The organism is Halomonas sp. MMSF_3323 (assembly GCF_030733595.1).
Lineage (GTDB): Bacteria > Pseudomonadota > Gammaproteobacteria > Pseudomonadales > Halomonadaceae > Halomonas > Halomonas litopenaei.
In genome coordinates this window covers 1-23,785 of sequence record NZ_JASHIT010000034.1, presented here as the reverse complement: position 1 = coordinate 23,785, position 23,785 = coordinate 1, and the positions used below count along the sequence as shown (strand labels likewise).

The following is a 23,785-nucleotide window of genomic DNA, read 5'->3' as shown; positions in this document are numbered from 1 at the left end:
CTGCCGACAACGACGAGGAATGCCCCTATGACCGAGACCTCCACCGCCGAGCGCCATTCACAGCGCCGGGATGAGCCCCATGATGGCGCACGCCCGGGCGTCGCTGCCGCCGGCTCCGAGCGGACCGCCTCCGCGATCCATATGCAGGGCCTGCACAAGCGCTTCGGCGCCAGTACGGTGGCGCTCGATGGCGTCGATCTGACCATCGAGGCCGGCGAGTTCTTTACCCTGCTGGGCCCATCGGGCTGTGGCAAGACCACGCTGCTGCGCATCCTGGCGGGTCTGGAAGACGCCGATCAGGGACGCCTGACCATCGGTGAGCGCGACGTCACCGAGGTGGCGCCGCACCATCGCAGCGTCAATACCGTGTTTCAGTCCTACGCGCTGTTTCCCCACCTGTCGGTGCGCGACAACCTGGCCTTCGGCCTCAAGATGCGGGGTGTCGACCGTGCCGAGCGCGAGGCTCGGGTCGAGCGCATCGCCGAGTTCATCCAGTTGGGCGATCTGATCGATCGGCGCATCGATCAGCTCTCCGGCGGACAGCGTCAGCGCATCGCGCTGGCCCGGGCGCTGGTCTGCGAGCCCGACGTGCTGCTGCTGGACGAGCCGCTGTCGGCGCTCGACGCCGGCCTTCGCAGCCAGCTACAGGTCGAATTGCTGAGGGTGCAGAAGCGCCTGGGCATGACCTTCGTCTTCGTGACCCATGATCAGGACGAGGCCATGGTGATGTCCGATCGCATTGCCGTGCTCAATGGCGGGACCATCCAGCAGGTGGGGCCACCTCGGGAGGTCTACGAGCGCCCGGTCAACGCCTTCGTCGCCCGTTTCATGGGCCATGCCAACCTCTATCCGATCAGCGCACGCCAGGGCCAGCGCGTGACCACCGAGCTTGGCGAGCTGGAGCTCGAGACCGATCTCGACACGCCACAGCAGGGAGGCGGTGAGCTGTTGCTGATTCGCCCCGAGACGCTGGACGTGCGTCTGGGTCGTCATCAGGGGGTGAACCACCTGGTCGGGCGGATCACCGAACGGCTCTATCGTGGTAGCCACGCCGAGTTCCGTCTCGCGGTCGGTGACACCACCCTGCAGGCCACCATCAACAATCGCGGGCGCCGACTGCCCGAGGTCGGCGACGAGGTGACCCTGGTGGTCGCCCCGGAAGACCTCGTCACCGTGGCCAACTGAGGGGGCATGTCATGACCGATACCGCTGTCCTCGGACGCAGCCAGGGCATGGTCAGAGAAGCGCGCCATCTTCTCTTTACCGTGACACCCGGCGCGGCCTGGATCATCGTCTTTCTGGTGCTGCCCAGCGCCTACCTGATGGGCGTGGCCTTCATGACCAACGGGCCCTACGGCCTGCCGCAGATGCCGCTGTCGCTGGATTCGTTCAAGCAGCTTGCCGGCTTTGGCTTTCTGGGCTGGAGCCCGGGCAACCTCTACACCCTGTTGAGGTCGCTGTGGCAGACCCTGGTGGCGACCGGCCTGGTCGTTATCGTGGCCTATCCGATCGCCTACTACATCACCACCTGCCGGGCGAAATGGCGGCCGATCATGCTGCTGCTGGTGGTGGTGCCGTCCTGGACCAATCAGGTCATCCGCACCTTCGGCTGGATGAACCTGCTGGCGCCGGGGACGCCGCTTTCCAGCGTCGCCGAGTCGCTGGGGCTGATCGCCCCCAACATGGGGCTGTATCCGTCCAACTTCGCGGTGACCCTGGGGCTGGTCTACAACTTCCTGCCGTTCATGGTGCTGCCGCTGTACGCCGCCTTCGAGAAGCTCGACACCGCCCAGGTGGAGGCCGCCCAGGACCTCTACGCCACCCCGGTGAAGGCGTTCTGGCACGCGGTCTTTCCCCAGACCTTGCCGGGGCTGCTCGCCGGGATCGTGCTGGTGGCGATTCCGGCCTTCGGCATGTACGTGATTCCGGAACTGCTGGGCGGCGGCAAGGCGCTGATGCTCGGCAATCTGGTGGCCAACCAGTTCTCCGGTGGGTCGAACTGGCCGCTGGGCGCCGCCGGCGCCATCCTGATGCTGCTGGCGACCTTCGCCGGACTCTATGCCATGCGCCGGATCGGCAAGCGACTCGGCGGCGGTGAGGAGGTGGTGATATGAGAAAGCGCACACTCAAGCGAGGTCTGAGTGCCTTCTGGTGGCTGACCCTGGTGTTTCTTTACCTGCCGCTGGCGGTGGTGGTGCTGTTCTCCTTCAACGCCGCCAACAGCGCGGCCAGCATGACCGGACTGTCGCTGCGCTGGTACCACCAGCTGTTCGCCAATGACCAGATCATGAGCGCCTTCGGCAACACCCTGGTGCTGGCGCTGACGTCCTCGCTGATCGCCCTGGTGATCGGCTGCTTGATCGGTTATGGCATGTATCGCCACCGTCACCGCAAGCTGGGCTGGCTGATCGTGCTGATCTATCTGCCGATCGTGCTGCCGGATATCGTCTTCGGTATCTCGGAGATGGCCTTCTTCGTCAAGGTACACGAGCTGACCGGGCTCCTGGGGCCGGGGCTGGGCACCATGATCATTGCCCACGTCACCTTCCAGATCCCGTTCGTCGCGCTGATCGTCTATTCGCGCTTCGTCGGCCTGGATCCGTCTTTGTTCGAGGCGGCCAAGGACCTGTATGCCTCGCCCTTGAAGCGGGTGGTGCACTTCATGCTGCCGACCATCAAGCCGGCGTTGATATCGGCCTTCTTTCTCTCCTTTACCCTGTCGGTGGATGACTTCGTCATCAGCTTCTTCACCTCCGGCCCGGAGAGCGCGACCCTGCCGATCTATATCTGGGGCGCGATCAAGAAGGGGGTGTCACCGGAGATCAACGCCATCGCCACACTGATGATCGCGGCGGTGGCACTGGCCGCCCTGGCAAGCCTCGTCGTCAATCGGCGCAAGGCATGACGCCTGTGCCATCGGCGGACACAGCGGCGATCTCGGAACAGATCGATCAACACCTGACGTACCCAGACAAGACCAAGCAATACAAGGAGAAAGCAACGATGCTCAACAAGACTCGCAGCGCCCTGGGCCTCGCCGTGGCAGCCGCCATGCTCGCAGGCGTCGCCCAGGCTGAAGAGGGCAAGCTGTACCTGTTCAACTGGACCGAGTACATGGACCCCGAGATCATCGAGGCCTTCGAGGAAAAGTATGACGTCGAGGTGGTGACCAACTACTTCAACTCGAACCCGGAGATGATCGCCAAGCTCAATGCCGGTGGCACCTCCCAGTACGACATCGTGGTGCCGTCGAACTACTACATTCCGCGGATGATCGAGACCGGCCTGATCCAGAAGCTCGACCGCTCGCAGATTCCGAACTTCGACAACCTGATGGCGCAGTTCAAGGATCCGAGCTTTGATCCCGGTGCCGAGTACTCCGCTGCCTACCAGTGGGGGACCACGGGCCTTGTCTACAACACCGAGACCTTCCCCGATGCGCCCAAGAGCTGGTCGTTGCTGTTCGACCCCGAGGTCAACGGCGACTATCCGTTCTCGATGATCCAGGATGGTCAGGTCGCCACCGGCAGCGCCTGCGCCTATCTGGGCGCGAGCTTCGACTGCAGCGGCCTGGATGACCTGAAGAATGCCGCCAGACTGCTGATCGAGACCAAGAATCGCGACAACTTCTCGGGCTTCACCGACGGCACACCGACCCTGCAGCAGCTGGCCCGGGGCGTCACCCACGTGGGCATGTCCTTCAACGGCGACTACCTGTACTTCAAGGATGAGGACCCGGAGACCTTCGAACATCTGGACTTCGTGATTCCCGACGAAGGCGCCGAGATGTGGGTCGACTCCATGGTCATCCCCTCCGAGGCACCCAACCCGGAGCTCGCGCACAAGTTCATCGACTTCATCCTGGACGCCGAGATCGGTGCCCAGTTGTCGAACTACAACTACTACGCCAGCCCCAACGAGGCGGCGCGCCCGCATCTCGACGAGGTGCTGACCCAGCCGCCGACCCAGCCCAGCGAAGAGGACATGGCGCGGCTTGTCTTCACCCCCAGCCTGTCCGGTCAGCAACTGCAGACCTTTCAGCAACTGTGGTCAGAGGTAAAGGCTCGGTGAAGGGATTGGCCCAGGGGCGTTGATGCGCCCGGGGCCGCCCTGCAAGGAAAGAGCCCCGGCGACGTCGGGGCTCGGCCACCGAGTGAGACACTCACGTAACGGAACACTCTCATGAGTAACCGCCAGGAAAGCCCAGCGCTCAGCGACTGGTTCAAGCAGTACGGCATCACCGAGGTCGAGTGCCTGGTCACCGACCTTACCGGCATCCTCAAGGGCAAGATCATGCCCGCGGGCAAGTACCTCAACGGCGGACGACCGCGCCTGCCGGACTCCATCTTTATCCAGACCGTCACCGGGGGCTATCCCGACGATGACGACATCCGCTTCTGGAATCCTGCCGAGCGGGACATGGAGCTGGTGCCTGACCCCAACGCCGTCTTCCTGGTGCCCTGGGCCGACGATCCTACCGCCCAGATCATCCACGACTGCCACTATCTGAGCGGCGAGCCGGTGGAGCTGGCGCCGCGCTATGTGCTCAAGCGTGTGCTGGAGCTGTACCAGGCACGTGGCTGGGTCCCGGTGGTGGCACCGGAGGTGGAGTTCTTCCTGGTCAAGACCAACACCGACTCCGACTACCCGCTGGAGCCGCCGGTGGGGCGCACCGGTCGCCAGGAAAGCAGCCGCCAGAGTTTCTCCATCGATGCGGTCAACGAGTTCGATCCGCTGTTCGAGGAGATGTACGACTACTGCGAGGCGATGAACCTGGATCTGGATACCCTGATCCACGAAGAGGGCGCCGGGCAGATGGAGGTCAACTTCCAGCACGGTGATCCGCTGGCGCTGGCCGACCAGGTGGTGCTGTTCAAGCGGGTGCTGCGCGAGACCGCGTTGCGCCACGGCATGTACGGCACCTTCATGGCCAAGCCCATGGCCAACGAGCCGGGCAGCTCGATGCACATTCACCAGAGCCTGATCGACCCGGCCAGCGGACGAAATCTGTTTGCCGGCGAGGATGGCCAGCCCAGCCGTCTGTTCCACCACTTCATCGGCGGCCTGCAGCGCTACCTGCCCTCGGCGATGCCGCTGCTGGCCCCCAACGTCAACTCCTACCGGCGGCTGCTGCGTACCGAGACCTCGGGCTCGGCGCCGATCAACGTCGAGTGGGGCATGGACAACCGTACCGTGGGCCTGCGCGTGCCTGTCTCCGGGCCCGAGGCCACCCGGGTCGAGAACCGACTGGCCGGTGCCGACGCCAATCCCTACCTGGTCATGGCGGCGTCACTCGCCTGTGGTTACCTCGGCATGCTCGGCCAGGTGGAGCCGCGCCCGCCCATGGTCGGCTCGGCCTGGTCCGGCGGCAACAAGCTGCCCGACGATATCGGACCGGCGCTGGACCTGCTGCACGAGTGTGACGCCCTGGCAGGTATCCTTGGCGAGCGCTTTACCAACAGCTACCTGGCGGTAAAGCGGGCCGAGCACCGTGAGTACTTTCAGGTGATTTCGTCCTGGGAGCGTGAGCACCTGCTGCTGCGGGTGTGAGTCGCCGCTTTGGAGGACGTCCCGGGGTGGCGCAAGCCTGAGAAGGTGGCGCGAAGCTCAGAGAGTGGCGTAGGCCTGAGAAGGTGACGCGATCCCGAGACGGTGGCGCAAGCCCGAGACGGTGGCATGAGGCACCATCAGCGAGCCAGGCCAGGTGCCTGGCTCGCTGCGTTGTGGGGCTATGGCGTCGGTGCGTGGTGGTGATTATTCCATGTCTTTATCTTGAAGATGTCTCCTTTCGCCGCGTAGAATGCGATCTAGTGTTGAATAAAATAACCACTTTGGGAGTCCGTCATGTCCAGCCGTTCCACCGCTACCGATCCCCGTGGAGGGGCCGCCGAGGTCCAGCATGCCGCGTCCTGGTATGCCGCCTCGGCCAATGCCTCACCCCAGCGCCCGGCCCTCGAGGGAGAGGTGAGCTGTGATGTCTGCGTGGTCGGGGCCGGCTTCACCGGCATCTCCGCCGCGCTCCATCTGGCGGAGCAGGGCCTCAAGGTGGTGGTACTGGAGGCGGCCAGGGTCGGTTACGGCGCCTCGGGCCGCAACGGCGGTCAGATCGTCAACAGCTACAGCCGCGACATGGACGTGATCGAGGACAAGTACGGCGCCGACACCGCGCGTGCCCTCGGCGACATGGCCTTCGAGGGCAATCGCATCATCCGTGAGCGCATCGCCCGCTACGACATCCAGTGCGACCTGCGTGAAGGCAACCTGTTCGCCGCCTGCAACGAGCGCCAGCTCAAGGGGCTGCGCGAGCATCAGGCGCTGTGGCAGCGCTACGGCCACGACGGGCTGGAGCTGTTGGAAGGCGACGCCTGTCGCCGCGAGGTGGGCAGCGATCGCTACACCGGCGCCCTGGTGGACCACTCCGGCGGTCACCTGCATCCGCTCAACCTGGTACTGGGCCAGGCGGCGGCGCTGGAATCCCTGGGCGGTGTGATCTTCGAGCAGAGCCCGGTGGAGTCGCTGGTGCACGGCCAGCCGGTGGTACTGAAGAGCCGCAACGGCAGCGTTCGCGCCGAGCGTGTGGTGATGGCGGGCAACGCCTACATGAGCGGCGTGATGCCGGAGCTCGAGGCCAAGTCGATGCCCTGCGGCACCCAGATCATCACCACCGAGCCGCTCGGCGAGGACCTGGCCCGGGAGCTTCTGCCCAACAACATGGCGGTGGAAGACTGCAACTATCTGCTCGACTATTTCCGCCTGACCCGCGACAACCGCCTGATCTACGGCGGGGGAGTCAACTACGGCGGCGAGGACCCCCAGGACATCGAGGCGGTCATTCGTCCCAAGATGGAAAAGACCTTCCCGATGCTCAAGACGGTCAAGGTGGACTACGCCTGGAGCGGGACCTTCCTGATGACCCTCAACCGACTGCCCCAGTTCGGGGTGATCAATGACAACGTCTACTACGCCCAGGGCTACTCCGGTCATGGCGTGACCTGCACCCACCTGGCCGGTCGCCTGATCAGCGAGGTGATGACCGGCCGTGACGAGCGCTTCGATGCCTTCGCCGGCCTTCCGCACCTGCCGTTTCCTGGCGGCCGCATGCTCAGGGTGCCGCTGTCCGCCATCGGTGCCTGGTACTACCAGACCCGGGACAAGCTGGGTATCTAGCCGCTGGTCGGTGTCACGGGGCCTTGCCATAGGCCGCTGCCACAGGCCGTTGCCACTGATAGTGCGGGCAGCGGGATCGCTCCGTGACCCGCGCTCCCGGCTTGTGAGCCCCATTAGCACGTCTCCCCCAACGCCTCGCTGCCTCCGGCAGCGAGGCGTTGTGATGTGTGGGCAGGGGGGGCAATGGCATAAGAGGCGAGGGCAGCAGCGCCCGTCGTCGCCGATCGGGGGCACCTTTGTCGGTGAGTTGCGACAGCCTCACAAACAACTTGCAAGTGGCTCCATGGTTCTTCGAACGCTGTTCGATAACGGCTAGGATAGTGTCATCGCATCGCCAAGACATCTGCCGTGGCGCCTCTCGCACGCTAAGCGAGCGCTCTGGCGGAGCAAGGAGAACAGCATGAGCAAGTCGATCATCGTCGGTTCCACCCTCGCGGTCTTTGGCCTTGGTGGCCTGGCATTTGGCGCCTGGCAGGTGCAGCAGGCGCCCCAGGGGCCGCAGTTCGCCGATATTACCGCCGTCACGCCGGTCACCGAGACCGTCTCCACGCCGCGAGAGGTCTGCGAGAACGTTCAGGTGACACGCCAGGCGCCGACCCGGGACCCGCACAGCATTCTGGGCAGCGCTGCCGGTGCGGTGGTCGGTGGCCTGGTGGGCAACCAGATCGGCGGTGGCAGCGGCCGCAAGATCGCCACCGTGGCCGGTGCCATCGGCGGTGGCTTCGCCGGACGCGAAGTGCAGCGTCGGGTCGAGGCCGGCCAGACCTATACCACCACCGAACAGCGGTGCCACACCGTCAACGACACCCGTGAAAAGACCCTGGGCTACGACGTGGCCTGGGAGTATGACGGCGTGCGTCAGGTGGCGCGTCTGGAGCAGGCCCCCGACGGCGAGCGTGTGCTGATCGAGCAGGGTCAGCCCCAGTGGGACGTGGTCCGGGGTACCCCCGACAAGTCCTGAGAGAGCCCTGATAGAGCCCTTATAGAGTCCTGACGGGAACCTGGTTCCGGTCTTCAGCCTTCGCGTAAACACCCAGCCCGCGCCAACCGGTATCTTTCGATGCTGGCTGGCGGGGGCTGTTGTCGTCGCTGTAGTTGTGAACCTGAACGTGAACGTGAACGTGAACGTGGGCGAGGGCAGGGGCGCTGGTCCCGGGCGCCCTACAGATCGCTGTTGGTCTTGTTGACCACCTTGCCGAGGGCGTCGATGGGCTTGCTGGAGGGGTACTTGTAGGAGGCGAAGCGCACCGCCAGCACGGACAGGGCCAGCAGGAAGATGCCGCCGCACAGGTACAAGAGACCGGCGTCGGGCTTGGGGTGGTGGGAAATGTCACCGATCAGGTAGCGGGTCAGGGCGGTGATGGCGACGTACAACAGGAAGCGAATCGGCAGGTGATTGGTCTTGAAGTAGATGCCCACCATGGCGCCCAGCTCAAGATAGATGAACAGCAGCAGGATGTCGTCGACGCTGGCGTGGCCACTGGTCAGCATGTCGAGGAAGGCGACCACCGAGGCCCAGGCGATCATCCCGCCGATGACGAAGAGTCCCAGGTAGTGAAAGCCTTCCACGAGCAGGTTGCCGATGGTATCGGCGTGATGGTGCATCTTGTCACGGCTGGTGCGAGCCCATTTCACAGGCGATTCCTCATCGGTGTGGTGGCGTCTTTCACGCTAGCCCGGCGTGGTAGGCGTGACAAGCCGATACTCCGTTGGTTCAGGGCGGTTTGTTGACGCAGTCACGCGGATTGCGCCGCTTTTCGCCGGCATACTGAAACGCCGCCGTATCGACAAGGAGCCGGTCGATGGTGACGACGCTGCCCCAGGCCTTCTTTCGCAACTTTATCGGTCCCTCGCCGGACTGGTACAAGACCGCCATCCTGATCTGCCTGCTGATCAATCCCCTGGTCTATGCCTGGTCTGGGGGATTCGTTGCGGGATGGCTGTTGCTGGTCGAATTCATCTTCACCCTGACCATGGCGCTGAAGTGCTATCCGCTGCAGCCTGGTGGGCTGCTGGCACTGGAAGCGGTGGCCATCGGCATGACCGGCCCCGACAGTGTGATGCACGAGGTGGCGCTCAACCTGGACGTCCTGCTGTTGCTGGTGTTCATGGTGGCGGGCATCACCTTCATGAAGCAGCTGTTGCTCAAGGCGTTCACACGCCTGCTGATCGGCGTCACGTCCAAGCGTCTGCTGTCGCTGTGCTTCTGCGTGACGACGGCAGCGCTCTCCGCCTTTCTGGACGCCTTGACGGTGATCGCGGTGGTGATCAGCGTGACGGTGGGTTTCTACGCCATCTATCATCGGGTGGCGTCGATGAAGGGGCAGCACGACGATCATGACCACAGCGATGATAGCGGGCTCCCCGAGGTCAGCCACCAGGACCTGATCGACTATCGTCGCTTTCTGCGCTCGTTGCTGCTCCACGCCGCCATGGGGACCGCGCTTGGCGGTGTCACGACCATGGTCGGTGAGCCCCAGAACCTGATTATCGCCGAGCAGGCTGGCTGGGGCTTTGGCGAATTTGTGCTGCGCATGGCGCCTGTCACTCTGCCGGTGCTGGTGGCAGGCCTTGCCACCTGCCTGCTGGTGGAAAGCCTGCGCTGCTTCGGTTACGGCCAGCGTCTACCGGCCAAGGTACGCGCCATCCTGGTCGAGCACGATCGCCAGGAGCGGGCAGGCCAGTCGCTGATCGAGGTGGCCAGGCTATGGGTGCAGGCGGCGGTGCTGGTCTGGCTGGTGGTGGCACTGGCTCGCCACGAGGCGTCGGTGGGGCTGATCGGGCTTGCCGTCATTGTGTTGGCAAGCGCCTTTCTCGGCGTCACCGAGGAGCACGCCCTTGGCAAGGCCTTCGAGGAAGCCTTGCCCTTCACCGCCTTGCTGGTGGTGTTCTTCGCGGTGGTGGCGGTGATCATCGAGCAGGATCTGTTTGCACCGGTGATCGAGCTGGTGCTGTCACGCCAAGGCAGTGAGCAGCTGGGCCTGGTGTACGTGACCAATGGTCTGCTGTCGATGGTCTCGGACAACGTCTTCGTCGGCACCGTCTACATCAGCGAAATCCACTCGGCCTTAAGCGCTGCGCGCATCGGCGCCGAGCAGTTCGACCTGCTGGCCGTGGCGGTGGCCTGCGGCACCAACCTGCCGTCGGTGGCGATGCCCAATGGCCAGGCTGCCTTCCTGTTTCTGCTGACCTCGGCGGTGGCACCGCTGATTCGCCTTTCCTACGGCCGCATGGTGTGGATGGCCGCACCCTATACCCTAGCACTCAGCCTGGTGGGGTTTGTGTGCGTACGCTACGTGCTGGTGCCTGCCAATCAGGCGATGCAGGCCATGGGGTGGCTGTAGCGTTGGTGTGCTCGCAGATCTAGGGCTTGTCTGAAAAGTGCCTGCGCTCGGTAATACGGCGTTAAAAATCGGATCAAAATGCTCATTTACACCCCGTAAACTGCGCTTTCTCACCGATTTTTGCCTTGTCTAACCTTCGCTCGTCGACTTTTCGGACAGCGCCTAGGTTGCGTCAAGCCTGGCGCAGGTCTCCTTGAAGGACCTTCTTCTCCGCCACCAGCGGTGCGCTCTTCTGATCGAAGGCATGAAAGTGGTCGGTGTCCAGATGCCATCTGAAGGCGTCTTCGTCGCGGTAGAGCTCGTAGAGGACGAAGGTGTTCTCGTTCCGTAGTCGAACCACATCGAAGCGCTGGCAGTGACGTTCCTTTTCCAGGCTATCCGAGGCTTGGCGCAGCAGTAGTGCCTCGAGGCGATCGGCACACCCTTGCTGCGGGGTAAAACGGACAATGACGGCGTGCACGCTGAATGTCTCCTGACTGGGGTGGATGAGGGCGGTGACTGATGAGAGTGGGGTGGATGCGCGTTGGTGTCGGCTGCTCGGTGCCGACACCCGTCTCCTTGTCGATGTGACGCTACTGAGGGTCGTCGGCGCCATGCGCTGGCTTGTCAGCTAGCGCACGCCCTCTGAATTTCTTCCACAGGCGGCTGCGATAGCGCTTCCAGGCCGGGATCTGAGACGCGATGGTCAGCACGATCACGGCGATCAGCAGTAGCGACACCGGTCGTTCGAAGAATCCCAGCAGGCTGCCCTCGGACACCATCAGGGCGCGGCGAAGGTTTTCATCCGCCATCGGGCCCAGAATGACGCCGATGACCAACGGCGAAATCGGATAGTCCATCTCTCCCAGGACGTAGGCGGCGATGCCGATCGGCACCATCAGGTAGAGATTCAGCAGGCTGAGGCCCAGCGCGTAGGACCCGATAACCGACAGCACCGCGACAATCGGCAGAAAGATCGACGAGGGTACCCGCAGCACCTTGATGACGTGCTTGGCCAGAAACATGCCGTTGATCCACATGGCCAGGGAGGCGAGGGCGATGATGGCGGTGAGCTCGACCAGGAAGTTGGGCTGGGTGATGGCGATCATCGGACCCGGGTTCAGGCCGTGCAGCATCAACGCGCCAAGCAGCATCACCGCCGGCGGGCTACCTGGAATGCCGAGGGTCGTCAGAGGAATGAGCGCACCACCAATACAGGCATTGTTGGCCGTTTCCGACGAGACCAGGCCGGCAGGTTCGCCCTTGCCGAAGCGTTCAGGGTGGGCAGAGGAGTTCTGGGCGGTGCCGTAGGACACCCAGCCGGCGATATCCTCGCCGACGCCGGGGACGGCACCGATACCCACGCCGATGAACGCCGAGCGGATGACGTGGCGCAGATTGCGGAAGACCGCACGGAATTCGGGCAGCACGCGCTTGACGGGCTGGGGACTGCCGAGGGCTACCCTGTCGCGCAGGGTGCGAATGATCTGCGGGATCGCAAAGGCGCCGATCAACACCGGAACGACCTCGATGCCACCGTCCAGCTCCGGCAGGCCGAAGGTGAACCTGGGGAAGAACTGAAGCTGGTCGCGACCGATCGTCGATAGCGCAAGGCCCAGCAGTCCGGCGATCCATCCCTTGTAGACCAGGTCCTTGCTCGTCAGGGTGCCGCTGATGATGATGCCGAAGAGCGCCAGAAGAAAGAATTCATAGGACGTGAACTGCAGTGCAGCCTCGGAGATCAGCGGTGCCAGGGCGATCAGCGCGACCATGCCGATCAGGGTGCCGATAAAGGACGCGGTGGTGGTCATGCCGAGCGCCTTGCCGCCTTCCCCCCGTTGGGCCATGGGGTAGCCGTCCATGGCGGTGGCGGCGCCTGCCGCGGTGCCGGGGATATTGATGAGAATGGCCGGGTAGGACCCACCGTAGACCGCCCCTACGTACATGGCGATCAGCGAGATCAGTGCCGTCTGAAGGTCCATCGAATAGGTCAGCGTGGTCAGCAGGGCGACCCCGAGCGTCGCGGTCAGGCCGGGAAGCGCCCCGAAGATGATACCCAGGAAGCTCGACCCCAGCAGTAGCGCCACCATCGCGGGGTTGGTAAGGATCTGCCAGATGGCGTGCGCGAATACCGAAAGCTGCGCGATAAAGTCCATGCGAGTGTCTCCTTAACCTTGGGCCGTCAGCTGGCTTACGAGGGCTTGCATGGTGTCTATCACCAGACCTTCCACCGGGAGTGGTACCAGCAGGAAGAAACGGAAGATCGGTACCAGCACCAGGGGAACGCCAATGCTGACCAGCACGACGGTGCGCAGTTTCCTGCATTCGCTAGGCGCATGGCGCAGCAACCACCAGGCGATGGTGGCGACTGTCAGAAGCGTGGCGATAGCTACCAGATCCAGGGCGTACTGCTGAGATGTTGGCCGATGGCTCAGTAGTGTAATGAGCACGCAAGCGATGACGGCGCCGACCAGTGTCAGGGGAATGAGAGCCACCTTTTCGATATAGAAAGGTGTGATGAAGAGAAAGAGGAAGAGGGCGCTGGCCAGTGCAAAATCGACGCTGGGAACGAACGAGTAAACGTACAGACCGATAAAGGCCATGATCACGGCCACACGACAGGAAGCAGATGCTGGAAAGGACGCCTTCGATCGGCCCTTCGAGGCGCTCTCTCTACGTCTGGCGCCGCCATCGAGGATGGCGCGTCGCAGCAACAGCAGCGACACCAACCCCAGGGTGACGGCGATCGACAGGGGGAACAGCGCGGGGGAAACGTACCAGGCGTTGGTGACACCGCCGTAGCTGTCGGTCATGGGGAAGGTGAGGGATTTTGCGAGCATGGCGAATGCCAGCAGCAGCAGTGCCAGGCTCGTGAAGAAATCGCGGCGTCGCCGCTGGATGAGTTCGTCGTTCCCCGAGAAAGCGGCGCCTGCCTGATTCTCGGGTTCAGGGAGCTGTTTGCTGTCAACCATGATGTGTCCAGTGAACCTGATGTTCTACGAGGTATTGACGTGGCCCGGAAAATGCCCGGAGGCAACGATTGCCTCCGGGCCTTCGGTTATCGGGAACGAAGAAGTCGAGATCAGGGCCTTGGAATATTCAATTCCTCCGGATTGATGGAAGCAGACTCCAGGTCATACAGCGTCCATGAGAAGAGGGACTCGAGCCGAGAGAATTCCTCCGAGGCTTCTTCTCCCGTCTTGCCGGACAACTGGAAGTAGTTGTCCTCTGCCCACTGTTTTACCGCGTCGGTTTCCAGTGCCTGCTCGAACGCCTGTTCAAGGGTCTCCTTGACCTCCTCCGGGGCATCGTCGCGGACGGCAAAACCGATGGTCTGTCGAATAGGCAGATATTCCTTCAACTGCGGATAGCTGTCGAAGGCAGAGGGGATTTCACCGGTTCCCTCGATGTCGACCGGGCTATCGGTCAACACCGCCAGGGGCCGAAGTCGATTGGCCGCAATCAGTTGCTGCTGCTCGGCAAGAGAGGTGATGACCACGCTGACTTCACCCGTGATGGCGGCGTTCTGGCCCGGCGCGGAACCCGGGTAGGGAATGAAGTTGAGATCTGCCCCCGTGCCTTTCTCGAAGGCGAGCAGATTGAGGTGATGAACGGAGCCCGAGCCCCCCGCGGCTGCCTTGATGGTGACGTCGCCGCTGGAGGCCGCCTCCACCAGTTCTTCCAGGGTGGTATAGGACGAATTGCTGCCCACGGAGATCAGGTCCGGCGATCCCCCGATGATGAAGGGGTACCAGCTGTCGAAGGTATTTTCCCAGCCGCCCTGGACCGCCGCGGCGACATTGGATTCGGACAGACCTGCCAACGTATAGCCGTCGGCAGGCTGGTTGCTGACATGGCTCATGCCGATGGAGCCGGCGACACCGCCCGGTTTGTTGACCACGTTGATGCGCCTTGGAAGGAAGGCATTCATTTCTGCACTGACGACCCGGTTTGCGACATCGGTGCCGCCGCCGGCCGACCACACGACCACATTGGTGATGTCGCGTTCGGGGTAGTCCGCGGCGGCTGCGTGAAAGGAGAGACCCATGAGCAGGGCGATTGCTGGCGTGACATGACGTTTCATTTGGCTTCCTCGTCGCTTGTTGTTGTGCCGGTCGCCCGGGTGGCTGACGCGGTCTGGTCTTGACCGGCTTTGTGCATGTGTTAATGTATACGTTAACGAGTTGGTCGTCAAACGCTGGTGAAAGGGCCACGGAAACAGTCCCTCGGAACATCGAAATCCCGGAACAACAAGAAGACTGACCAACGCAAGAACAGAACAACGAGACCCAGGAACAACATGATCGAACTCGAAGCGCTGGACTATAGCGGTGGCGACTTGAGTCGGCCCGAATGCGTGCTGACACATTCGAGTGGCCTGCTGATGACCGCAGACTGGACCGACAGCGGTGGCGTGGCGATCTTCCGCCATGCAGATCGCGCGCCGGCCCTTCGCATCCTGTCGAACCAGCAGGGCTTCCAGCTTCGTCCCAACGGTATTGCTCTGGAAGACGACGGCGGTGTGATCGCGACCCATCTGGGCGAAGACCAGGGGGGCGTCTTTCGGCTGCACGTCGACGGCGCCCTGGAGCCATTGGTGACCGAGATCGACGGTGTCGCCCTGCCTCCCACCAACTTCGTTCATCGAGACGGCGCCGGTCGCCTCTGGATCACCGTCAGTACCCGTCAGCAGCCCCGCGCCAAGGGATACAGCGCGGCGGTGGCCGACGGTTTTATTGCTCTGGCCAACGCCGATGGCAGTGACGCCAGAATCGTCGCCGATGGCCTGGGTTACACCAACGAGTGCGCCCTGCACCCCGATGGCCGGTGGCTCTACGTCAATGAAACCTTTGCCCGCCGGCTGAGCCGTTTTTCCGTGGAGGAAAAGGGACGACTCGGCGAGCGCCAGACCGTCTGTGAGTTCGGCCCTGGCACCTTCCCCGATGGTGTGACCTTCGATGTCGAAGGCGGGGCCTGGATCACCAGTATCGTCAGCAATCGGGTCATCCGGGTCTCGCCGACCGGGGAGCAGAGTGTCGTGCTGGAAGACAGCGACGAGGCCTATCTCAAGCAAGTGGAGGAGGCGTTTGACGCCGGTCGGATGGGTCGCCCTCACCTGGATGGCGTCGTCAGTCGTCGACTCGGTCACGTATCGAGCCTGGCATTTGGCGGCAGCGACCTCGATCGGGCTTACCTTGGCTGCCTGCTGGGGGACCGCCTTGCCTCGTTTCAGGCGCCAGTGCGCGGCGTGGCGCCGATACATTGGCGTGCTCCCTTGACCCGATTGCGTTCGGCACTCGCCGGCGCCGATGCCTGACTTCTTCAAGTAACAACCAACAATAGCGAGAGGCTGTCAAATGACCAACAAGACCCACTTTTCCATCGCTGTCTTTCCCGGTGACGGCATTGGCCAGGAAATCATGAAGCCGTGCGTCACGCTGCTGGAGGCAGCCATGGCGCGGGTCGGGGGCGTATCGGCGAGCTTCGAGGAGCTGCCTGCCGGTGCCGCCCACTTCAGGGATACAGGGGAGTCGCTTCCCGAGGCCTCGTTGAAGCGTGCCGATGAAGCCGATGCGATCCTGCTGGGTGCCATGGGGCTGCCGGACGTTCGCTATCCGGATGGCACCGAGATCTCGCCACAGATCGACTTCCGCTTCCGTTTCGGCCTGTACGCCGGGGTCAGGCCGGTGCGCACCATCGCCGGGCTTCAGCCGATGCTCAATAACCCCAGCGCCCACGAACTCGACTTCGTGATCGTGCGGGAATCCACCGAGGGCCTGTTTGCGTCTCACGGCAGGGGCGAGATCAAGGGAGACGAGGAAGCGCGCGATACCCTGGTCATCACCCGGGATGTGAGTCAGCGACTGTTCGACTTCACCCTGGCGCTGGGCCAAAGCCGCCAGGCCCAGGGGGGGAAGGGCAGGGTGACCTGTGTCGACAAGGCCAATGTGTTCAAGTCCTTTGCCTTCTTCCGCAAGATCTTCGACGAGCGGGCCGAGGCGCATCCGCAGCTCGACTGCGACCACATGTACGTGGACGCGGCGGCGCTCAACATGGTCACCAGGCCCTGGGATCTCGACGTGATGGTCACCGAGAACATGTTCGGCGACATACTGTCCGACCTGGGCGCCGGTCTGATCGGTGGCATGGGTTACGCGCCTTCCGCGGACATCGGCGATGATCACGCGGTCTTTCAGCCATGCCATGGCAGTGCGCCGGATATCGCTGGCAAGGGCCTCGCCAATCCAACGGCCATGGTGCTGTCCGGTGTGATGATGCTGGAGTGGCTGGGAGAGAAGCACGACTGTGAGCCGGCGCTGAAGGCAGGCAAGTTGCTGCGAGAAGCCGTGGACGCTGCCTTTGCCACTGGCACCCTGGTGACCTGCGAGCTGGGCGGGGATGCCGGTACGACCGCGGTGTTCGAGGCAGTCATGGCCCAGTTGGTCGAGCTTCCGATCCAGTAGCTTTTGATGGTTGGGTGGTGCGCCGCTCACAATGGCAGGTCGCAGGAGGTAGGTTGTTGATGGAAAAGCTAAGGGTCGCAGCGGTTGGCGCCGGATACTTCAGCCAGTTTCAATATGACGCCTGGTCACGCATCTCCGAGGTTCAGGTGGTGGGCGTGTGTGATCAAGACACCTCACGTGCTCGGGAGGTGGCCAAGCGTCATGGGGGCTGGGAGGTCTACTCGGATGTCCTGGCGATGCTGGAGGAAGCGCGCGCCGACGTGCTGGATATCATCACGCCGCCCTCTTCACACCTGGCCTTGATCCGCCTGGCGGCGGAGCGCGGGGTGAACGTGATCTGCCAGAAGCCGTTCTGCAAAAGCCTGGAGGAGGCGCGCCAAGCCGCCGCCCTGGCCGAGCAAGCCGGGATTGAGCTGATCGTTCATGAAAACGTCCGGTTTCAGCCCTGGTACGAGGAGCTCCAGCGGCAGATCGCCGCGGGCAGGCTGGGACAGATCTATCAGGCGACGTTTCGGCTGCGCCCGGGAGATGGACAGGGGCCGGAGGCCTATCTGGAGAGGCAGCCGTACTTTCAGAAGATGGAGCGGTTTCTGATCCACGAGACCGGGATACATTGGATCGACACTTTTCGCTATCTCTTCGGCGAGGTGTCCGCTGTCTATGCCGAACTGAGGCGCCTCAACCCTGCTATCGCCGGTGAGGATGCGGGGCATGTCATCATGGAGTGTGCCGGTGGGGTTCGCGCCGTTCTGGATGGCAACCGCCTGTCCGATCATTGCGCCGAAAACCGGCGGCTGACCATGGGCGAAATGACCATCGAAGGAAGCGAGGGTGTGCTGGTGCTGAGAGGCGATGGCACCCTGGGTTACAGAAGGCACGGGGAGAATCTGTGGCAGGATATCGACTATGAGTGGGTGGATCACGGTTTTGGCGGGGACTGCGTGTATCGGTTCAGCCGCCATGTGGTGGACGGCCTGATGGGGCGGTCGAGGTTGGCAAATACCGCGTCTGACTATCTCGCCAACATGAACATCGAAGAGGCTGTCTACACCTCTGCCAGAGAAGGCAGGCGGCTTCGTGTGTCCAGTGACGTCTGTGGAAGCTGAGGATTTGCAGCGATGAACTCAAGAGACACGTCTTCTCGATCCGTGCCGGCGAGCAGGGGCGAGGGGCCTCCGGGGGACAAGCTGTCGCTGCCGGAAAAGGCGTACTACGAGATAAAGCGTCGGATACTCGACAACGAGTTTTCCTCGGGATCCTTCCGCCTCGAGAAGGAGTTGGCGGAACTGCTCGACATGAGCCGGACGCCCGTGCGAGAGGCAATGATTCGGCTGGCCAATGAAGGGCTGGTGGAAATCAGGCCGCGCCACGGTATGCGAGTGTTGCCGGTGTCGGCCGAGGATATGGTCGAGATATACGATGTGTTGACGGCGCTCGAGACCCAGGCGGTCGAGTTGCTGGCACGACGTGGATTGTCCGACGAAGAGCTCGGCCAGTTGATGGATGCGGTGGATGAAATGGACGATGCCCTGGCCGATGACGACCTGACCCGGTGGGCAGCGGCGGACGAGCGATTCCATCTGCTGCTGGTGGAGTTGTGCGGCAATCGCCGCATCGCCACTATCGTCAACACCTATTGGGATCAGTCCCACCGTGTGCGCATGTTGACCCTGGGACTACGGCCACGGCCGACGTCATCGAACAACGACCATCGGGCCGTTGTCCAGGCCATTCAGAATGGTGACGTCATCGCCGCCAGGGACCATCACCGGGAGCACCGGGTAAATAGCGGCAGGATGCTGGTGGAGCTACTCGACAAGTACGGTCTTTCTTCGATCTAGGCGTGTGTCGCGATACGAAAACCGGGAGCGCATTGCGCTCCCGGTTTCGTTACACCAGCGCGTAGCCCAGCGCCACGAAGCCGAGGCTGGTGACGGTTGCCCCGATCAGGGTGTAGGGCAGCTGGGTCAGGGCGTGCTGCATCGGCAGGACGCCGCTGCCCTGAGATGACAGTACCGAGGAGTCCGAGAAGAAGCAGGCGTGGCTGCCGAAGCTCGAGGCGGACAGCAGGGCGCCCACCACCAGTGGCATCGACACCTCCATATGGGCGGCCATCGGGATCACGATGGGGATCGAGATCACGAACACGCCCCAGGACGATCCGGTGGCGAACACCACCACCGCCATGGACACGAAGACGATGGCCGGCAGCAGCGCCGGGGTGATGTAGGGCGCCAGGGCGTCGATCATGAACTGGGTCATGCCGAGCTGGTCGTTGACCTCCTTGAGCACGAAGCCAACGGCGACGATGGCCAGCGGCAGCATCATGGTGCGAAAGCCGTCCATGATCGAGTCCATCAGGCTCGAGAAGGTGGACAGGCGCTGCACCAGAAACAGCACGATGGTGAACAGGGTGGCGGCGATGACGCCCTTGAGCAGGTCGATCTCGAAGTAGGCGCTGGCGCCGATCAGCACCGCCATCGGGGCGACGAAGTTGAACAGGCCAAGCCAGGGGTTGCCACGCGGGGTGTCGTCGCCAAGCGGCTCATCCGGGGCGCCGTCGGGAATCGTCTGGCCGGCGCGGGCGCGGGCCTCGGCGGCCTTCATCGGGCCAAGGTCCGGCACGATGCTCATGGCCACCAGAAAGACCAGGCCCATGGCGACCCAGCCATACAGCATGTAGGGAATCGACTGGATGTACAGCCACATGCCGGGGCCATCGGTGGCGCCGTTGGTTTCCAGCAGTTCGGCAAAGTACACCGCCCAGGTCGAGATCGGCACCAGTACGCAGATTGGGGCGGCGGTGGAGTCGACGATATAGGCAAGCTTTTCCCGCGATACGCCGAAACGGTCGGTCAACCGCTTCATCGCCGCCGAGGTCGCCAGCGCATTGAGGTAGTCGTCGATGAAGATCAACAGTCCCAGTACCGCAGTGCACAGCAGTGACTGACGGCGGGTCTTGACCAGGCGACTCATGAAGTGGCTGAAGCTCAGGGTGCAGCCGGACTTCTCGAGCATGGCGATAAAGCCACCCATCAGGCCGCATACCAGGATCAGCCAGGCGATGGTCTCGTTCATCATGACCGACAGCGAGACGTCGGCCAGGGCACCGATATAGTCGCTCGGCTCGATCAGGATAAGCCCGGACAGCGCGCCGATGGCCAGGGCCTCCAGGGTCCTGTGGGTGGCAATCGCCACCACCAGCACGATCAGCGAAGGCACCAGGCTGATCCAGCCGAAGGGGGTGCCGGCTTCGTGGTGGAAGGTCAGGCCGGCCACCAGGGCAATAAGTCCTGCGACCATGGCAAAGGTGCGACCCTTGCCCTTCTGGCTGGGCTTGCCGGGGGCGAAGGGATGGGTGGACGGTGCGTTGGTCTGGGTCATGGCGTCACCTCCAGTGCGAGGCCTGGATCGATGACAAGGGGCGTTGTGGTTGTCATGAGGGAGGTACCCGTGATTGCTGTGAGTTATATCGGGTTGTTGAGGTCTTGCGTTCGTGCCGGGCGAGCGCACAGGGCGTCCCTGCCCGGTACGGGAGTCCGGGGCGATAGCGTTGTGATTTCCCGCGCTCAGACGTGGCGCAGGTACCAGTCGTACTCCAGGCGACTGACGCTTTGCATGGCCAGTTCGCGCTCGGCGCGACGGTTGGCCAGAAACACCTTGAGAAACGCCTGGCCGAAGGCTTCTCCGAGCGGTTCGCTGTGCTCCAGCAGGTCGAGGGCCTTTGACCAGCTGTTGGTCAGGGTGGGCTCGTACTGGCGGTAGGCGTTACCAGTGACGGACTCCCCCGGCGAGACAGCGGTATCCAGACCGTGACAGACCGAGGCCAGCAGGGTGGCCAGCAGCAGATAGGGGTTGGCATCGGCTCCGGCTACTCGATGTTCTACCCGGCGGGCGGCGTTGGCTCCAGAGGGGATCCGCAGTGCCACCGAGCGGTTATCGTAGCCCCAGGTCGGCGTCATCGGCACATAGAGGCCGGGCTGAAAACGTCGGAAGGAGTTCAGATTGGGCGCGAACAGCGCCATCGAAGCAGGCATCAGCTCCATCAGGCCACCGATGGCATGACGCAAGGCAGGGGTCCCCAGCGGGTCGCCATCGCTGTCGGCGAAGACATTGTCGCCGCTTTCGTCGATCAGGCTCATGTGGACGTGCATGCCGTTGCCGGCCTCGCCGCCGTAGAGCTTGGCCATGAAGGTGGCCTCGAAGCCGTGGCGCAGTGCCACGCCCTTGATCAGGCGCTTGAGCAGCACCGCGCTGTCGCAGGCCTTCATCACGTCATCGCCGTGGATCAGGTTGATCTCGAACTGCCCTGGGGCGCACTCCTTGAGCGCGGTGTCCAGCGGCAGTTGCTGTAGCTGGGCGGCGGCGTGCACCTCCTCGAGGAAGTCGGCGTACTCGTCGAGTTCGTTGATCGAATATAGCTGGCTATCGCTCGCCCGCTCGCCGCTGGCCGGGGAACGGCAGGGCCGGGCCATACCCATCTCGTCGCGTTGGCGATCGACCAGATAGAATTCGAGCTCCAGCGCGACCACCGCCTTGAGGCCGCGCTCGGCCAGTCGCTCGACCTGGCGCGCCAGCACGTTGCGGGGATCGGCGAAGAAGGGGCCGTCCTGGTCGTCGCGCATGTTCATCAGCAGTTGCGCCTGGCGTCCCTTGCGCTGCCAGGGCGTGACCATCAGGGTGCCGGGAATGGGACGGCAGACCTGATCGCGATCGCCGATGTCGAGTCCCAGCCCGGTTTCCTCGACGGTATTGCCGGTGATGTCGAGGGCGAACACCGAGCCGGGGAGCTGGATGCCGCTTGCGTAGGCCTTTTCGAGGTTGTCGCGGGGGATGCGCTTGCCGCGCAGCACGCCGTTCATGTCGCTGATCAGCAGGTCTACGCTGTCGACCTCGGGATGTCGGGCCAGAAAGTCGCGAGCTTCGTCGACGCTGGGGGTGCCCATGCTGTCACCTTTTGTTGGTTCGTTGTGATGTGGCTAGTGTTTCGCTGACCGGGCCATGGTGTCAAATTATTTACGCGTAGAGGTGAGGGGCATGTCGAGGAGTCGGGCGGTCTTTAGTTTTATAAAAGTCAATAAAAACAGATTGTTGTTAGTCTTTCTGTCAAGATTTTCCGCGTCGGGCTTGGCAAGAAAATCCGACCAAGGTATGTTGAGGAAACCATAACAACGGATAGAGCTGCGAGGAGTTCGATGAACAATCGTCCGCTGGTTGGCGTCATCGCCTGCCGTCGAGAGGTCGAGGGTCACCCGGCCCACATGGTGACCGACAAGTATCTGCGCGCCCTGCGTGACTACGGTCTTGAACCGATCATGCTGCCGGTGTGGCAAGGGCAGGGCCAGGAAGATGCCCGGGCGCTGCTGGCGCGCCTCGATGGACTGGTGCTGACCGGCAGCTACACCAACGTACTGCCCGAGCGCTACGGTGCTGAACGCGAACCGGAGAATACCCGGGACGACGTGGATCGCGACGCCGCCGCCATGAGCTGGGTGCCGCTGGCGCTGGAGCAGCAATTGCCGCTCCTGGGCATCTGCCGGGGATTTCAGGAGCTCAACGTGGCCTTCGGCGGCAGCCTGCACCAGGCGGTGCAGCGGGTGCCGGGGCGGCTGGATCACCGCGAGCCGGAGGGTGAAAAGGCCGAGCAGTATGCGCCGGTACACGACCTCGAGATTCAGCCCGGCGGCCGTCTGGCCGCGCTTTACCCCGAGGCCAGTGCGCGGGTCAACTCGCTGCACCAGCAGGGTGTCGATCGACTTGGTGAGGGGCTGCGCGTCGAGGCGCTGGCGCCGGACGGGCTGGTGGAGGCCATCTCGGTGGCTGACGCGCCGGGGTTCACCCTGGCGGTACAGTGGCATCCGGAGTGGGAGCCCCAGTCCCATCCGCTATATGACGCCATCTTCAAGGGCTTTGCTGCTGCCTGTGCGACGCACTAGGGCTTGTCTGAAAAGTGCCTGCACTCGGTAATACGGCGTTAAAAATCGGATCAAAATGCTCATTTACACCCCGTAAACTGCGCTTTCTCACCGATTTTTGCCTTGTCTAACCTTCGCTCGTCGACTATTCGGACAGCGCCTAATGTCCTGGGCGTCGGCGTCGGTGTCGTGCCGAGTTGGTCAATGACGTCAGCCAGGCGGTGTGTTTGACGCTGAGTTCTGCCTGCTTCGATGAATACTGTGCCGACTTACCACTGTCGGTGGGGAAAAGCTGTCCGCTGCCTCGACAGGCATAGAGATCCTTCTATGCTCAAACGGTGAGGATCGCCCCTGATGCTCGCAGTTGGATGCCCCCTCTCAAGGAATCGAAGGAGAAGACCATGGTGATCAAGCGTTCGTCTTTCATGCTGGTGCTTGCGGGTTCGCTGCTGTCTCTGGGCGCGGCGACGGCCCTGGCGGAGTCTAGTGCCCAGGATGAGCATCGCCAGGAAATGGAAGAGCAGGCGGCCACTTCTCAGCCCGGTGAAGGCATGATGGATCAGACCAACGAGGCCTTGCTGGAAGGGTCCGCCGCGGCTACCGAGAAGCGTCAGGAAATGCTCGAGGGCACTTCGGACCCGGGCAATGCCGAGGGCAAGATGGATGGCTACAACGCCGAACTGCTCGAAGGCAGTGCGGCCGCCACCGAAAAACGTCAGGAGATGATGAAAGAGCAGGAGTAAGCCTGCGACGGGGTCATCGACCCAGGCCTCCTGGCGACCTATCGCTTAGCAGATGACAGCGGTGCCGTAGTCACAGGGTCACCACGTCGTGCTGGCACCCTTTCGCAACGTCGTCACAACACTTGAAGTCGTCACAACACCTGAAGTCGTCCCAACGAAAGCGCCGCCCCAGG

The 23,785-nt window shown here is 63.1% G+C and carries 21 protein-coding genes; 14 read left to right on the top strand and 7 right to left on the bottom strand.

Annotated elements, in window-relative coordinates:
- Positions 1-27: 27 nt before the first annotated feature.
- From RBB39_RS16540 to RBB39_RS16510, 7 genes are all read left to right on the top strand, one after another.
- Positions 28-1,185 (top strand): ABC transporter ATP-binding protein, encoded by a 1,158-nt coding sequence (locus RBB39_RS16540; RefSeq protein WP_045995155.1) that lies wholly within the window; start codon positions 28-30, stop codon positions 1,183-1,185.
- An 11-nt stretch (positions 1,186-1,196) separates the two neighbouring features.
- On the top strand, positions 1,197-2,114 hold the full coding sequence (locus tag RBB39_RS16535) for an ABC transporter permease (RefSeq protein WP_052704560.1): 918 nt from the start codon (positions 1,197-1,199) through the stop codon (positions 2,112-2,114).
- Positions 2,111-2,905 (top strand): ABC transporter permease, encoded by a 795-nt coding sequence (locus RBB39_RS16530; protein WP_045995154.1) that lies wholly within the window; start codon positions 2,111-2,113, stop codon positions 2,903-2,905. The genes RBB39_RS16535 and RBB39_RS16530 overlap by 4 nt, the downstream gene beginning before the upstream one ends.
- 98 nt (positions 2,906-3,003) lie before the next feature.
- Positions 3,004-4,071, top strand: a complete 1,068-nt coding sequence (locus RBB39_RS16525) for a PotD/PotF family extracellular solute-binding protein (RefSeq protein ID WP_052704559.1) — start codon at positions 3,004-3,006, stop codon at positions 4,069-4,071.
- 111 nt (positions 4,072-4,182) lie between these two features.
- Positions 4,183-5,550 (top strand): glutamine synthetase family protein, encoded by a 1,368-nt coding sequence (locus RBB39_RS16520; protein WP_045995153.1) that lies wholly within the window; start codon positions 4,183-4,185, stop codon positions 5,548-5,550.
- Positions 5,551-5,844: 294 nt separating this feature from the next.
- Positions 5,845-7,167 carry an FAD-binding oxidoreductase gene (locus tag RBB39_RS16515; protein ID WP_045995152.1) on the top strand — a complete coding sequence of 441 codons (1,323 nt, stop codon included), beginning with the start codon at positions 5,845-5,847 and terminating at the stop codon, positions 7,165-7,167.
- 400 nt (positions 7,168-7,567) lie between these two features.
- Positions 7,568-8,128 carry a glycine zipper 2TM domain-containing protein gene (locus RBB39_RS16510; RefSeq protein ID WP_253029229.1) on the top strand — a complete coding sequence of 187 codons (561 nt, stop codon included), beginning with the start codon at positions 7,568-7,570 and terminating at the stop codon, positions 8,126-8,128.
- A gap of 200 nt (positions 8,129-8,328) precedes the next feature.
- Here the strand turns inward: RBB39_RS16510 and RBB39_RS16505 are convergent, their stop codons facing one another.
- Positions 8,329-8,802 (bottom strand): phosphate-starvation-inducible protein PsiE, encoded by a 474-nt coding sequence (locus RBB39_RS16505; RefSeq protein WP_197037120.1) that lies wholly within the window; start codon positions 8,800-8,802, stop codon positions 8,329-8,331.
- A 167-nt stretch (positions 8,803-8,969) separates the two neighbouring features.
- Here RBB39_RS16505 and nhaB point away from each other — a divergent pair, with 167 nt between their 5' ends.
- The gene (gene nhaB / locus RBB39_RS16500) at positions 8,970-10,511 is read left to right on the top strand and encodes a sodium/proton antiporter NhaB (protein ID WP_213227274.1); all 1,542 of its coding nucleotides are present in this window, start codon (positions 8,970-8,972) and stop codon (positions 10,509-10,511) included.
- 172 nt (positions 10,512-10,683) lie between these two features.
- On the opposite strand, the gene RBB39_RS16495 is transcribed toward nhaB, so the two are convergent.
- The 4 genes from RBB39_RS16495 to RBB39_RS16480 all read right to left on the bottom strand — a co-directional run bounded on the left by RBB39_RS16495 (position 10,684) and on the right by RBB39_RS16480 (position 14,574).
- Positions 10,684-10,971, bottom strand: a complete 288-nt coding sequence (locus tag RBB39_RS16495) for a putative quinol monooxygenase (RefSeq protein ID WP_185696405.1) — start codon at positions 10,969-10,971, stop codon at positions 10,684-10,686.
- A 112-nt stretch (positions 10,972-11,083) separates the two neighbouring features.
- Complete coding sequence (locus RBB39_RS16490) at positions 11,084-12,646, bottom strand: tripartite tricarboxylate transporter permease (RefSeq protein ID WP_124803794.1); 1,563 nt, start codon at positions 12,644-12,646, stop codon at positions 11,084-11,086.
- A gap of 12 nt (positions 12,647-12,658) precedes the next feature.
- Positions 12,659-13,462: a tripartite tricarboxylate transporter TctB family protein gene (locus tag RBB39_RS16485; RefSeq protein WP_124803792.1), complete on the bottom strand. Its 804-nt coding sequence runs from the start codon at positions 13,460-13,462 to the stop codon at positions 12,659-12,661.
- A gap of 110 nt (positions 13,463-13,572) precedes the next feature.
- Positions 13,573-14,574, bottom strand: a complete 1,002-nt coding sequence (locus tag RBB39_RS16480; RefSeq protein WP_124803790.1) for a tripartite tricarboxylate transporter substrate binding protein — start codon at positions 14,572-14,574, stop codon at positions 13,573-13,575.
- A gap of 216 nt (positions 14,575-14,790) precedes the next feature.
- On the opposite strand from RBB39_RS16480, the gene RBB39_RS16475 reads away from it, so the two are divergent.
- From RBB39_RS16475 to RBB39_RS16460, 4 genes are read left to right on the top strand one after another with little or no spacing between them, the layout of a single operon-like run.
- Positions 14,791-15,807 carry an SMP-30/gluconolactonase/LRE family protein gene (locus RBB39_RS16475; protein WP_045994497.1) on the top strand — a complete coding sequence of 339 codons (1,017 nt, stop codon included), beginning with the start codon at positions 14,791-14,793 and terminating at the stop codon, positions 15,805-15,807.
- A gap of 40 nt (positions 15,808-15,847) precedes the next feature.
- The gene (locus tag RBB39_RS16470; protein WP_108448970.1) at positions 15,848-16,954 is read left to right on the top strand and encodes an isocitrate/isopropylmalate dehydrogenase family protein; all 1,107 of its coding nucleotides are present in this window, start codon (positions 15,848-15,850) and stop codon (positions 16,952-16,954) included.
- Positions 16,955-17,013: 59 nt separating this feature from the next.
- Positions 17,014-18,060, top strand: coding sequence for a Gfo/Idh/MocA family protein (locus RBB39_RS16465; protein WP_124804219.1), 1,047 nt, complete (start codon positions 17,014-17,016; stop codon positions 18,058-18,060).
- Positions 18,061-18,072: 12 nt separating this feature from the next.
- Positions 18,073-18,795 carry a GntR family transcriptional regulator gene (locus RBB39_RS16460; protein ID WP_124803788.1) on the top strand — a complete coding sequence of 241 codons (723 nt, stop codon included), beginning with the start codon at positions 18,073-18,075 and terminating at the stop codon, positions 18,793-18,795.
- A gap of 49 nt (positions 18,796-18,844) precedes the next feature.
- On the opposite strand, the gene RBB39_RS16455 is transcribed toward RBB39_RS16460, so the two are convergent.
- Entirely contained in the window at positions 18,845-20,338 is a 1,494-nt protein-coding gene (locus tag RBB39_RS16455; protein WP_253029228.1) for a Na+/H+ antiporter NhaC family protein, read from the bottom strand.
- 185 nt (positions 20,339-20,523) lie between these two features.
- Complete coding sequence (locus tag RBB39_RS16450; protein WP_045995225.1) at positions 20,524-21,900, bottom strand: glutamine synthetase family protein; 1,377 nt, start codon at positions 21,898-21,900, stop codon at positions 20,524-20,526.
- A gap of 249 nt (positions 21,901-22,149) precedes the next feature.
- On the opposite strand from RBB39_RS16450, the gene RBB39_RS16445 reads away from it, so the two are divergent.
- A complete protein-coding gene (locus RBB39_RS16445) occupies positions 22,150-22,890 on the top strand; it encodes a gamma-glutamyl-gamma-aminobutyrate hydrolase family protein (RefSeq protein ID WP_045995226.1) in 741 nt (246 codons plus the stop codon).
- A gap of 380 nt (positions 22,891-23,270) precedes the next feature.
- Positions 23,271-23,612 carry a hypothetical protein gene (locus RBB39_RS16440; RefSeq protein WP_045993044.1) on the top strand — a complete coding sequence of 114 codons (342 nt, stop codon included), beginning with the start codon at positions 23,271-23,273 and terminating at the stop codon, positions 23,610-23,612.
- Positions 23,613-23,785: the final 173 nt, after the last annotated feature.

Coding starts and splice junctions, on each gene's coding strand:
- RBB39_RS16540 (WP_045995155.1), top strand. CDS start 28: ATGACCGAGACCTCCACCGCCGAGCGCCATTCACAGCGCCGGGATGAG.
- RBB39_RS16535 (WP_052704560.1), top strand. CDS start 1,197: ATGACCGATACCGCTGTCCTCGGACGCAGCCAGGGCATGGTCAGAGAA.
- RBB39_RS16530 (WP_045995154.1), top strand. CDS start 2,111: ATGAGAAAGCGCACACTCAAGCGAGGTCTGAGTGCCTTCTGGTGGCTG.
- RBB39_RS16525 (WP_052704559.1), top strand. CDS start 3,004: ATGCTCAACAAGACTCGCAGCGCCCTGGGCCTCGCCGTGGCAGCCGCC.
- RBB39_RS16520 (WP_045995153.1), top strand. CDS start 4,183: ATGAGTAACCGCCAGGAAAGCCCAGCGCTCAGCGACTGGTTCAAGCAG.
- RBB39_RS16515 (WP_045995152.1), top strand. CDS start 5,845: ATGTCCAGCCGTTCCACCGCTACCGATCCCCGTGGAGGGGCCGCCGAG.
- RBB39_RS16510 (WP_253029229.1), top strand. CDS start 7,568: ATGAGCAAGTCGATCATCGTCGGTTCCACCCTCGCGGTCTTTGGCCTT.
- nhaB (WP_213227274.1), top strand. CDS start 8,970: ATGGTGACGACGCTGCCCCAGGCCTTCTTTCGCAACTTTATCGGTCCC.
- RBB39_RS16490 (WP_124803794.1), bottom strand. CDS start 12,646: ATGGACTTTATCGCGCAGCTTTCGGTATTCGCGCACGCCATCTGGCAG.
- RBB39_RS16485 (WP_124803792.1), bottom strand. CDS start 13,462: ATGGTTGACAGCAAACAGCTCCCTGAACCCGAGAATCAGGCAGGCGCC.
- RBB39_RS16480 (WP_124803790.1), bottom strand. CDS start 14,574: ATGAAACGTCATGTCACGCCAGCAATCGCCCTGCTCATGGGTCTCTCC.
- RBB39_RS16475 (WP_045994497.1), top strand. CDS start 14,791: ATGATCGAACTCGAAGCGCTGGACTATAGCGGTGGCGACTTGAGTCGG.
- RBB39_RS16470 (WP_108448970.1), top strand. CDS start 15,848: ATGACCAACAAGACCCACTTTTCCATCGCTGTCTTTCCCGGTGACGGC.
- RBB39_RS16465 (WP_124804219.1), top strand. CDS start 17,014: ATGGAAAAGCTAAGGGTCGCAGCGGTTGGCGCCGGATACTTCAGCCAG.
- RBB39_RS16460 (WP_124803788.1), top strand. CDS start 18,073: ATGAACTCAAGAGACACGTCTTCTCGATCCGTGCCGGCGAGCAGGGGC.
- RBB39_RS16455 (WP_253029228.1), bottom strand. CDS start 20,338: ATGACCCAGACCAACGCACCGTCCACCCATCCCTTCGCCCCCGGCAAG.
- RBB39_RS16450 (WP_045995225.1), bottom strand. CDS start 21,900: ATGGGCACCCCCAGCGTCGACGAAGCTCGCGACTTTCTGGCCCGACAT.
- RBB39_RS16445 (WP_045995226.1), top strand. CDS start 22,150: ATGAACAATCGTCCGCTGGTTGGCGTCATCGCCTGCCGTCGAGAGGTC.
- RBB39_RS16440 (WP_045993044.1), top strand. CDS start 23,271: ATGGTGATCAAGCGTTCGTCTTTCATGCTGGTGCTTGCGGGTTCGCTG.